At 38.2% G+C, this 12,651-nt stretch carries 8 protein-coding genes; 3 read left to right on the forward strand and 5 right to left on the reverse strand.

Going from position 1 to position 12,651, the window contains the following annotated elements; genetic code table 11:
- Positions 1 to 85 precede the first annotated feature (85 nt).
- Both AC21OH_RS11880 and AC21OH_RS11885 read right to left on the reverse strand, forming a co-directional pair.
- A complete protein-coding gene (locus AC21OH_RS11880; protein ID WP_487370173.1) occupies positions 86 to 1,609 on the reverse strand; it encodes an OmpA family protein in 1,524 nt (507 codons plus the stop codon).
- Positions 1,610 to 4,768: a hypothetical protein gene (locus tag AC21OH_RS11885; RefSeq protein WP_487370172.1), complete on the reverse strand. Its 3,159-nt coding sequence runs from the start codon at positions 4,766 to 4,768 to the stop codon at positions 1,610 to 1,612.
- 358 nt (positions 4,769 to 5,126) lie between these two features.
- Here AC21OH_RS11885 and AC21OH_RS11890 point away from each other — a divergent pair, with 358 nt between their 5' ends.
- A complete protein-coding gene (locus tag AC21OH_RS11890; RefSeq protein ID WP_487370171.1) occupies positions 5,127 to 5,942 on the forward strand; it encodes a glutathione S-transferase N-terminal domain-containing protein in 816 nt (271 codons plus the stop codon).
- 77 nt (positions 5,943 to 6,019) lie between these two features.
- Entirely contained in the window at positions 6,020 to 6,775 is a 756-nt protein-coding gene (locus tag AC21OH_RS11895; protein WP_487370170.1) for an endonuclease/exonuclease/phosphatase family protein, read from the forward strand.
- 125 nt (positions 6,776 to 6,900) lie between these two features.
- On the opposite strand, the gene AC21OH_RS11900 is transcribed toward AC21OH_RS11895, so the two are convergent.
- From AC21OH_RS11900 to AC21OH_RS11910, 3 genes are all read right to left on the reverse strand, one after another.
- Entirely contained in the window at positions 6,901 to 7,119 is a 219-nt protein-coding gene (locus AC21OH_RS11900; protein WP_486535116.1) for a dodecin family protein, read from the reverse strand.
- 330 nt (positions 7,120 to 7,449) lie between these two features.
- Positions 7,450 to 9,744: a ribonuclease R gene (gene rnr, locus AC21OH_RS11905; protein WP_487370169.1), complete on the reverse strand. Its 2,295-nt coding sequence runs from the start codon at positions 9,742 to 9,744 to the stop codon at positions 7,450 to 7,452.
- Positions 9,745 to 10,290: 546 nt separating this feature from the next.
- Positions 10,291 to 10,521, reverse strand: a complete 231-nt coding sequence (locus AC21OH_RS11910; RefSeq protein ID WP_486535114.1) for an HP1242/YdcH family protein — start codon at positions 10,519 to 10,521, stop codon at positions 10,291 to 10,293.
- Between the two features lie 548 nt (positions 10,522 to 11,069).
- On the opposite strand from AC21OH_RS11910, the gene ahpF reads away from it, so the two are divergent.
- Complete coding sequence (gene ahpF / locus AC21OH_RS11915) at positions 11,070 to 12,644, forward strand: alkyl hydroperoxide reductase subunit F (protein WP_487370168.1); 1,575 nt, start codon at positions 11,070 to 11,072, stop codon at positions 12,642 to 12,644.
- Positions 12,645 to 12,651 lie beyond the last annotated feature (7 nt).

Below are 12,651 nucleotides of genomic sequence, written 5' to 3' on the forward strand. Positions count from 1 at the left end.
ACGGTAATTAGTTTAAAAAGCGCCAGTAACTTTACTGGTGCTTTTTTATTAGTCTCCAAAAAACTTCTAAAAAATATGTATTATTCTAGACAGCCCCTAATAAGTAAAACTCGAAAGTTATTTTTCGGCAGTCTTCTTCTGCATGAGTGCCAGTGTCCCTAACTTTTCTTCGACTATCGTCGTCCCAACACTCTCTACAATCTAGCATTCCAGCGCCTAACACTTTGGTTCTGATTTCTTTGGCAAGTAGGTTTTCAAAATTATCTAATTCACTATCTTTTAAAGAAGCCAAAAACTTTCTAATAGAGGTAGCTCGATCCTTAGATAATTTGAGGTTGTAATCAAATCTTGCAATACAATCAGTATGACCTATGATTGCTACTCCAATAGTTGGGTCTAAGTGTAAGGCTGAATTTAGTGTTTTAGCTATCTCAATTAATGAACGTTTGGCCGCATCTTTATTCATTGAGTTTGCAAGCTGATTTGGAAAAATTGAGCCATCCATTATGTAATTTAAGTTGATTAAGGGTCTGACAATTTCATTAATGTCATCAAATACATGAATGCCATTAGACTTTGGTTGGCTATGGTGTCTAATCTTATCTTTTTTATATAGGTAACTCCATTGCTCAACATCCGTTACATTAAAAGTTAATGGATAGCTGATAGCCTGCCCAGGCTTATTAGTACTGCCATAATCCTTGTCTGTATATACTTTACTGGTTTTATAAGGACTGGAATAAGATGAGTTGTTTGCAGCTTTAAGCTGATCATAAACTCTGATGGGTTTATAAAAATTTAGTAAACGGTTAAGCAACAATGCCAATTTACTTGAATTATTATCTTGAGGTTTGTCTCCTATTATCCCCTCTAAAACATCTTCAAACTTTAATTGTCTATAGACCTGCTCAATTAGTGTCATATATTTTGGAGTAATGATATGTTCGCTATTTCCGTTGATAATTTGATAATACTCTCCTTTTGAACCATCTTCAAAAGTGGGTTTGGACAATTTACCTATTGAAGATATTGATCGTCTAAATGCAACTACTTTCCTTCGTGATATAAAACTCTCAGGGTTTTTAGACACCTCGATTGTAGTATTTTGAGTTGTTTTTAGATGCAAATCCTGATTACCGACTTGTAAATTAGGCTTATAACGAAGTTGTATAATATTTACAGTTTTGTTTTGTTCTCCATGAACTGGATATTTCATTTTGAGTGGGGTCTTATCTAAACCTTTTTGATAAAACAATTTCAGATTTTTATCAAGCAAGTGCTCTTTTTTAGTTTTTATTACTAAATCATGCCAGTCTGATTCATGTAGTATAGATTTGAATCCATCAGACATAGTCACCATAAAATTTACAAAATTAGTTTGTTCAAAGTCTGTTTTATATCGACCACTGTAACTTCGTGGAAAAAGTTGATCATAGCCCAAAGTTTTAATAGATAGGGATATCACACAAACATATTGCGGTAGTCCCGGTGTTTTAGTTGGCCACTGTTTGTTTGTGGGTGAAAACTTATTGTCTTGATACAGTGAATGAGGCTGTTTTTTATAAACATCATTATAAATTGCTCGATCTTTTAGAAGGTTGTAGCTCATCTAGCACCTCACGGGAATACAGGGTAAACAGTTTGAATACCCGTCATCACCTTGTGGCCGTAGCCAAACCTGGTTGGTGGGAATAACATTTTCCCATTCTGCACCTATATAAACTGCCCCAACTGCATATTTTAAGTTACTTAGGGTAGTTATTTGGTTGTTACAATAGGGCTCTTCAATGTCACGTTCTAAAGTAACTATCCAACGTATGGATTTAATAAATTCTAAGTCATTTTGTTGTGCGGAGTTGCTGGGAACATGAACTTGACTATTGTAGCTCCCATCATCAATACGAATATCAACAATTCGATAAGATTTCCTTGCAATAATAATCTCTCTATCAATGTCTGCTTCAATCTTTAGGTCATCAACAGCACCAGCATAACTAGAAGAATCATCCCAATCCCACCAAAAGTCAGTACCATGGATGAGAACTTTAGTTTTATTTTGACCGTCTGAATTTCCTAAACTGTCTTGAACTTGATTGCCCAGCTGATCGTTATAATCGAAGTCAATATCTAATAACCCAGGGCGATCTTGTTGGAAGTTACCTGAACGGCTTTTAATCTCTTCATGCATTGCTAAAAAGTGCTGCGATTCTGGGTTGTAATCTGGCTCACCTTCACTCATCCAAATCTCACCATACTGCTCATAGTGAATAGCTAGATTCTCCATCCCTGGGCGTACTGGTATGGTAACGCGAGCAGCGCCAGAAGCTAGAAATTTATCAAACAGCGCATCGCCACTATCTTGTTCAAACTGATCGGACCATGCACACTTTTTGCTCCAAAAGTAAGGATAAAAAAGGTACATCATTTGTTGCACATCAAATACTTGCTCAAAAAACTGAATAAACGCTCCTTCTTCTTTAGCTCTTTGAATATCAAGTTGTGGATACCCACAAGGCTGAACCTTTTCATTCATAGCTATAAATTTATCAAAATGCTGGCCTGATAGCATGCTGACTATTTGTTGCCAAAGCTGTGTTCTTTCAGTTTCACGATTTAAAAATGGATTACGGCCATAATGAGGATTTATAACGTTTTCTTTTGCTGAGAGTAGTGCATCGTTATAGGCATTCTTGCTAGCATCAACTTTTTGTAAAATAGCCGAATACACTTCTTGCTTCCATAGGTTCTCAGTTTCTGGCAACAATTCACATATAATCCTGCCAGCACCCCCTGCATCAATAGTTTTGTTGAAGTGTTCATTTTCATCATGAAAGTTGGTAACTGTACCGGTAAGTACCCCATCTGTAGGAGGAATTATGTTGACTCTTTGACTAAGATTATTATACCCACTCATCCAGTGATGACCGGCGAAAAACAACATACATCTATCTGTACCCCAAAAATCTATTTCTGCACTACGTAGCTTATACCCCTCAGGTATCGTTCCCATGTTTATTGATGCTGCTCTATGAACAGCAACTGTAAAATCAAAATGATCTACAATTTCAATTTCAGGAGGATTAGGTAAACTATCAATGCCATATTTCTTTTGTAAATTTAAATAATATAAAGGGTCGTTTGGGTCTCTGGAGATATCTTGAATTTTAAAATCAGCATCTAAGGGTGGTGGTATGTTCCCAAGTTCAGGTTTGTTACTGCTATGTTTTAATGATTTATATAAACGTGCAGGTTCAGGGATAACAAATTCGTACATGATCCGTTTTCCCCAATTCATTACTTGTGAAGCAGTACGTTTATTCACCCAAAAGTACTGACCTATAACATGCTCATCTCCACCATCAAACTGATGAAGATTGGATTCAGTAATTCTTTGCAGCTCTCTACTTGTGGTAAGGTTTCTAGTACTCTCTTGAAGCCGCATTAAAGATCTTTCGGTTGTTTCCTTGGCATAACTGCGCGCTGTCTCTTTGGCATCAGAAGTTGAACGTTCATAAGCTACATTTGCTGTTGCAGTATAGCTGCCAGCTGGCCCATAACTTCCACTTGCGGTTATACCGGCTTTGACTGATAAATCTTGTTTAACCGTTTTTTCAACCGCTTCTTGCAATTCAAAACGATCGGATTGAGTAAATTCGGTTTCTTGATCACGAGTAGAAGTGGTCTCAGTTTCAGAGCTAAATTCATTCTCCTTAATAACTTCGTGGGTTCGTTGTACCGTTTCTCCTTTCATTATATTTTGTATATGCGCAATTTCACCCGGTTCGTAATTGATAGGTGTCTCTCGAACCACCATTAAATCCATTACATAAGACTTTAAATGAGTGTTACACGGGTTTTGAGGGACACAGCAGTCATCGCACAAACATTCACAGTTCTTCTCTGCCTTATTATTTTTACAATTTTTACGTGCCTCTTTCAATTTTCGGCCATAAGCTTGTACAGCCTTAAGTTGTTGTAGAGGAGAGTTTTGTATCAAACTGTTGTTATTAACGGAGTTATCAATACAGTCACAAGGAGACTTTGTAGTCCAGCTAGGAAAAGCTATGGGTTTAGCCATAACTAAACTTGCACGCCGAAAGCTAAGCTCTTTTTTTTCTTTAGATTGGTTGTATTCAGTTAGCGCTTCCTCTAGTGCATATATAAAACGAACATATCCTCTTAAGTTAGGTAAGTTTTCTTGAGAAGAGGCTTTTATTAGTTTAAGACAACACAGGGTTTCAGTAAGAAATTTTAAAACGTGTTTAGCATCTTGTCTTTTAAAGGCAGAAGATATAGAGTCATATTCTGAGCAAAAAAATCGAATTGCACGGCGACGATGAAAGTCAGTACGACAACCCCCATCAAATATATGATGTTTTGAAACTATCATATCAAGAAAGTTTAACCGTTTAAGAATATCTATTGGCGCTTTAGAGAAGGGAATACCATTGAAGGTAATTGAATCAATATCAAGTTGTTTGGTGGCTTCTATTATGGGTCTATTATTTGCTTTTAATTTAATTAATTCATTAACTTTAATTTTATGATGTTCTATATTCTCAATAAGTTTTAAATTGTGAGCAGCACGTTTTGTTGCCTGTTGATAGGCTGATTCCAACTTGCAATTGCTAACCTCTATCCTGAGTTTAATTAGATAGTCAGATGCGTCCTCATCACTGTCTATAAGTCTTATGACAGACTTGAGTAACTTGGATTTATCGGCTTTCTGAGCATGGCGGGGAATAAAAAATTTAAAGTAGTTTGACATTTTTTAGCTCCATTAATAAGAGACAAATATCAAAACTACATATTGAAAGATTTATAAACGCGTAATCAGTTTTAATATTTATAATTTAAAAGTATTACTAATCATAGTATGAACGTTTAATTAAATTTTAATAAAGTCAATAATTGTATATTTTTGTACAGGTTGTGGACTAAAAATATATTGATAAAGATGATTGTCTATTCAAAAATCAAACAATAGCTATGAGCCAAAACATTCATTGCACAATATATAGTTATGAATTGATAAACATTAATTGACAAATTGAATAATGATTAAGAAGTACACTATCAATTAATAAGTACACCATAATAAATAAAACTTATATAGAGGGCTCAACATGCTTATACCAAATAATAAAATAGGCCACAGTATAAAGAGCTCCCAAGCGCTGCTATCTACATTTATGCGCGTGGGTTTAGGAATGATGGGTACCGCTCATCCTCTACAACCTGAGAAATCATTGATACTTTATGAATTTGAAGCCTGCCCCTTTTGCAGGCGAGTACGTGAAGTAATGACCCATCTTAATCTTGATTATGAAAGCCGTCCTAGTCCTCATGGCGGGCATGTGTATCGAGATGAGCTACAAGCTAAGACGGGGAAGACGCAAGTGCCCTATCTGATAGATGAAAATACGGGTGAGGGACTTTTAGAATCTCAAGAGATTATTGATTATTTGTTTGCGCACTATAGTAAAGAGGGACGCACACCGAGCAAATTTGAACCAAGTAAGTTAGTAGGGGGTGCAGGTGTATTAAACTCTGCTGCAAGTATGGTATCGATGCTGCGTGGGATGAAAGCTTATCAAGCGCAGAATAATAGAGCACGAGGAAAGCCTGAACAGCTCTTAGAATTATATGGCTTTGAAGCGAGTCCTTTTTGCCGATTGGTACGAGAACAATTAAGCGCGCTTGAAATTAGCTATATCAACCATAACGTGGCCCGCGAGCAGTTACAAGATATTGGTAGCCCCAGTACACGCTTGGGTATGGGAGAGTACAAGCCCGTCAAAGGCGGTAAGCGTGAGCGCATTATGCAAGAAGTAATGAATGGTAAAATTCAAGTACCGTATCTCATCGACCCAAACACCAATACAAAAATGTTTGAATCAAAAGGGATTATAACTTACCTTCATAACACTTATTCAAAATGAGCATTCCTAAAACGATTTATGCATAAATAGTCATTAACCACATAGGGATAAGACCTAATAATTGGATTTATATTTTTATGAAAAGTATTACCATCACCAGCTATAACATTCATAAAGGTATGTCGCCTTTGAACCGTCAAGTGGTTACTCAAAAGATTGGTGCGGCATTGCGTGAGCACAACCCTGATATCCTTTGTTTACAAGAAGTACAGGGTCAGAATTTAAAGCGTATGGTTAAGTACAACGAATATCCAAATCAGTCGCAGCATGAGTGGTTCGGCGAGTTTTTAGATTGCCAGCAAAGCTACGGTAAAAACTCTGAATATAATCATGGGCACCACGGTAACGCTGTGCTTAGTCGTCATCCGCTTGATCCGAAGCATAATGTGAATATAACGGTCAATAAGCTTGAGCAGCGCGGTGTCTTACATTGTGAGGTACACCCAGAGGGATGGGAGCAGCCCGTAATTGTTCTGTGTGCCCATCTGAACTTGCTTGAAATTGATAGACAGAAACAATACAAAGCCATTGCGGACTACGTGAATGACAGCGATTTAATTGATGATGACATGCCGCTTATATTAGCGGGTGACTTTAATGATTGGAAAAAGAACTCGTGTGAACAACTTGCTGTTGAACTAAATATGACAGAAGTATTCATGCACCTACATCATAAATTGTTACCTACCTTTCCTGCCCGTATGCCAATCCTTAGCTTAGATCGTATTTACGTTCGTAACTTAAAGGTGAAACGCGCTTGGGTGCATAAGGGTAAGCCTTGGTCTGAATTGTCCGATCATTTGCCCATCAGCGCGGAGTTAACGTTAGCTTAGAAAAAGAGAATAAAAAATACCGCTATCTTAGATAGCGGTATTTTCTCTTCACTTTTCATAACCTTCTAAAATAATTGAGTCTAAAATAGAAAAGCGATTATAAAATAAAAAACTAAATTAGGCGATTAACCCATATCTTCACTGCCATCGATCACAAAGCTTACAATCATGATCACATGGTATGAGCTGATATTTCCGTCAGATACACCGACTTTCTGTTCTTTAACCCAAGCGCCTTGGACATTATTTACTGTCTTTGAAACTTGAGCGATACCTTTTTGAATGGCATCTTCAAAGCTTTTGGTTGAGGTACTGCTGACTTCAATATTCTTAGCAACTGTCATTATATAATTCCTTTTATGTGGTTAACTTTCTTATTAATAAAACAGCGTTTAGTCAAATATTATTTATTTAAACGCCGAATGTCATGTAGGAGACTTAAGCATCATCTGTTATCTTACTCTTTATAAGACTTAATATAACTTTAATCTCATATCTGAGCTCAATGTTATGACTCACATCACTGTCATTGATTGGAACTGATAACAATAAGTAGCAATTTGTCTACCTAAGTATCATTCTAACATTATTACAATGAACATCATAATAGGTATAAAGTTGAGATTAAGTTATAGGTCTATAAGTAAATACTTAACTATACTCAACAATACTTATTAGCTTTTAGGTTTGGCTTTATTCCTGCTTCGTCCGCTACGTCGACGTGCAGGTTTTTTATCACCAGCCGACTGCGCAGAATTAGTCTTGGCTTTGCCATCCTTTTTAGATTGATTCATGGCACTGGCTTTAAGCTTAGCCACCAAATCAAAGTCAATCTGCAATAAGTCCATATTTACCCCAGCGACTTTGATTCGTACCATGTCACCAAGTCCAAAGAGGTTGCCTTTATCTTTACCGATAAGCTGCTGCTGCTTTTCATCATAAACGAAGTAATCATCACCAACGTTTGAGATATGCACCAAACCATCAATAAATAGCTCGGTTAAATTCACAAACAAACCAAAGCTGGTAACGGCCGTCACCACACCATCAAACTCTTCGCCCACATGATCTTTCATATAGTGACACTTAAGCCAGCTTTCGACAAAGCGTGAGGCTTTTTCTGCGCGGCGTTCTGTTTCAGAAGTTTGTTGTCCTGCTTCTTCTAGTGTAAAGTCCATAACTGGCTGCTTTTTACCAGTTACTTTTGATTTAATAGCACGGTGCAGCATCAAGTCAGGATAACGACGAATGGGCGAGGTAAAGTGCGAATACTCATCGTAGGCCAGTCCAAAGTGTCCAATATTATCAGGCGAGTAGTTCGCCTGCATCATGGAGCGAAGTAGCATACTGTGAATACTAACGGCATCTGGACGCTCTTTGGTGGCTTCTATAAAGCGTTTGAAGTCAGCCTGAGTTGGGTTCTCTTCTGGGAAGCTTATACCGAAGTTTTTGGCGTATTCATGTACCATACGCGACTTTTCAGCATCCGGCTTATCATGGTTGCGATATAGAACAGGCAACTCATGCTTCAGCGCAAAGTTTGCCGCGCAAGTGTTGGCAAGTAACATTAACTCTTCAATAAGTTTGTGCGAATCGCCACGGGTACGAGGTACAATCGCATCAATACCACCTTCTTCATTAAACTTAATATACGTTTCAGGGGTTTCAAACTCCATAGCATTGCGCTGTTCGCGTTTTTTAACCAATGCTTTATACAACTGGTGCATGTTATCGATAGACTTTTTAACGTCTTTATTGCCCGTAAGCGAGTCAGGAACGTTGTCCATATCGCCATCAAAATAACTATTCACTTGATTGTAAGTCAAACGCGCTTTGGAGTGCATGACAGAGGGGTAGAATTCATAACCTGTGATATTACCAGCACGAGACAGTTTAATATCTGCCACCATACACAAACGGTCAACGTCTGGGTTTAATGAGCACAGTCCATTTGATAAAACCTCAGGCAACATCGGCACCACATGATGCGGGAAATATACCGAAGTACCCCGCTCAAAAGCTTCATGATCTAAAGCAGAGTTTGGCGTCACATAATGACTAACATCTGCAATAGCCACAACCACTCTAAAGTTGCCTCCTGAGCGTTTTTCAGCATATACGGCGTCATCAAAATCGCGTGAATCTTCACCATCAATCGTTACCATCGGTAAATGACGAATGTCGGTACGACCTTTGATTTCTTTTTCAGTAGGTTCACTATAGCTATTGGCCTGCTTTAAAGCGCTTTTACTAAATTCATGCGGGATATCGTAGTTCAGTAATGTGGTTTCGATGATCACTTCACGGTCGTTATCATCGTCCATCACCTCGACAATTTTACCTGTCGCAAATTCGTGCTGGTTTGGCCAATCGATGATATCAACTTTGACTGGCATACCAGGCTTCGCTGACACACCGTCTATATTTTCGGCCGTTACCGTAATTGGTTGATGATTATTGGGGCTGGCAAGACTAACCGTATAGCCTTCTTCATCGTGCTCAAGTGTACCAATAAACTGGGTTTGTTGACGCTCGGTCACGTCCACAATACGGCCTTCCATACGCCCGCGATTGTCGGTTGAGGTGGCAATTGCATCGACCGTATCGCCGTTAAATACCCAGCGCATTTGCTTTTCGTGCAAAAACAAATCTGGCATGTCATTCAACACAACAAAACCAAAGCCCTTAGCGTGCGCTGATACATCGCCGCTAACGACATCATCTTTGGTTACAGCGCGATACTTATTAGGCCTACCTTCACGATTAATCTGACCATCACGGGTCATCGCTTTTAGTCGATTGCCTAAAGCATCAAACTGATCTTCATTGTCGATATCAAAAGTTTCAGCGAGCTGTTTGTGTGTAAGCTCTCCCTTTTCCCCAAGCGTTTGCATAATAAGCAACCGGCTAGGAATCGGGTTATCATAGTTTTGAGCTTCTTGTTTAGCGTTTGGATCATTCCAGGACATAGCGTACCGTTTTAGTTATTTATATTTTATGTGTAAGCGTAAAGGGAGTCGCATCCCTAGACTAAGTAGATTAGATTATTTTGTGATAATCAAAATTAGATATTTGAATAATTATTCTATAGAGAAGACGTTAAAAGTATGTGAAAGACCAAATAAAAAATCTGATAAAAGATCTGATGTCAGGTTATTAAGGCTATATTAACACAAAAAATAGGGTAATAAGTATGCTCACCTATCATGCTACACGTTAACAAACGTAAGTGAAAAGTAAATGAAATGATAGGTTTTTAGATTATGAGCAAATTATTCTGCATGGGCGAAGCTCTAAAAGTATAACGTAATGAGTTGGCCCATAGGTTTAACAGACCCTAATAACCCGCTTACAAACAGTCTTCTTATCTTATAAGACTATATAGGCGTTTGTATGGTATTCAAGGCTTAACGCCTGATTTAAATAAAAAAGCCCAATTCTTAAGAACTGAGCTTTAGATGTATATCAAACTTTTGGTATTAAGCGCTCAAATAAAAAGACGCTCAAACGTCATATTATTTATTTTCATGGCTTTTTTCATCTAAATAACGACCAATCTCATCTTTAAGAGACAGTTTACGACGTTTCATTTCATCAATTTCGTTTTCGCGGCTTGTTGACTTTACAACATCATTTTCAAGCTTATTGATTTCTGTATCTAAATCATTATGCTCTTTAAACATTTTTTGGAAATGCGTATCAGATTGCTTAAGCTCAGTAATTAAATCACGATGTTCATGAAACATAGACGAATCCTTATTATTGATTTCTTAATGAATACAGATGTCGATACTCTATGGCTAAGCCATAACAGCACGCATCCACAGGTTAAATACAACACTATAATTCTTATGAATCTGCTATAAATTGTACCCAAAATCAACACTAAAAACCATCTTAAAAAGTAAATGCTGCATACATAGCAATACGGCGTGACAACCTAGCACGTAAAACAATCAGTATTAAAGAGTCTATACGATCTATTCAATAAGCACTCATTGTTTTGAAATATAAAACGTTAAACATTGTAAGTTTAGTTTTATAAATCATAGAATTTGAGTTTTCCTGTTTGAGCTTTTGACTAATAAGCATGATAATAGTGGCATAGCAAAGATAGCTGCATTAAAGCTGTCCGATAAAATAGACATACCTTCTTTAGTGATTCATATTTAGTTTAAACAAGACTTGTGGTTATCAGACCATTAAAATAATGAATAACGCTCTGATACTTCATGCTTTATTTTAACAAATGACTAGATTGTGAATTAAGAACTAAAAAAATTAGGAGCCACAAATGTTAGACCAAAGTTTATTAGATGCTGTGAAAAGCTATAGTGAAAACATGACCCGTCCGATTAGTTTTGTTATTGGACAAGGTGAGCATGAAAAAAAAGCGGAACTGGTTGATTTTTTGAGCAAAATCGCAGGGACGACTGACAAAATTAATTTTGATGAAATTAATACGGATGACACCTTACCTAGTCCAATTAGCTTTAAAATAACCACCGAAGATGAAGGCAGCACTGTAGAAACAGGTATCGTATTTAGCGGTATTCCAGGCGGTCATGAGTTCACGTCTTTAATATTGGCTATTCTTCAAGCGGGCGGTCATACCTTAAAGCTTGATGAAAGTATCCAAAGCATGGTGAAGCGTATTGCACACCCGCTCAAATTCCAAACGTATGTGTCGCTATCTTGTCATAACTGTCCAGAAGTGGTGCAGGCATTAAACCAGTTTGCGCTATTAAACGATGGTATTAGTAATGAGATGATTGATGGTGGCTTGTTCCAAGAGCAAGTAGAAGCCAACAATATTCAAGGTGTTCCTGCTGTCTTCTTAAACGGCAAACCATTCTTAAATGGTAAAGTTGATACCGCACGTATTATTGACAAACTACAACAAGAATACCCAGACCTACTGTCTGCTGCAGACGATGCTGAGCAGTTAGAGCGTCAAGATGTCACCGTGATTGGTGGTGGCCCAGCAGGGGTAGCCTCAGCTATTTATAGTGCACGTAAGGGTCTTAAAGTGACTATCGTCGCAGATCGAATTGGCGGTCAAGTTAAAGACACTCAAAGTATTGAGAACTTGATTTCAGTACCCCTAACCACAGGTAGTGAGCTGTCGGCTAACTTTGAAAAACATCTTGCTGAGTATGAGATAACTGTCAAAGAGCATGTGAGTGTCAAAGAGCTGAGTGAAACGCAAGATGAAAACTATAACATTCACTTAAACACCGGCGAGCAGTTTGAAACCCGCAGTATCATTATCGCGACAGGTGCCCAGTGGCGTAAGCTTGGCGTACCAGGTGAAGAAGAAAACATCGGTAGTGGCGTGGCCTACTGCCCACACTGTGATGGGCCATTCTTTAAAGGTAAAGACATTGCCGTCGTCGGTGGGGGTAACTCAGGTATCGAAGCGGCGCTAGACTTAGCAGGTATCGTGAAAAACGTTACCGTATTTGAATTCGCAGATGACTTAAAGGCGGATCAGGTACTGATAAATAAAGCTAAAGAGACGAGTAATATTAGCATTATTACCTCGGCTGCCACTCAAGAGATTAAAGCGGCTGATGGTAAAGTCAAATCAATAGTCTATCAAGACCGCAGCTCTGGTGAAACCAAAGAGCAGGATTTATCGGCGGTATTCGTACAGATTGGTTTGGTGCCAAACTCAGACTTTATCAAAGGGTTTGTGGATGTAAACCGCTTTGGCGAGATTGAAATTGACGAAGCGTGTAAGACGGATCGCAGAGGTATCTTCGCAGCCGGTGACGTGACGACCGTGCCATTTAAGCAAATCAACATTGCGATGGGCGAGGGGTCAAAAGCGGCGCTATCTGCTTATGAATACCTAGTAATGCAATAAGCTTTTG

The sequence above is a fragment of the Psychrobacter sp. CX10 genome, assembly GCF_057621575.2.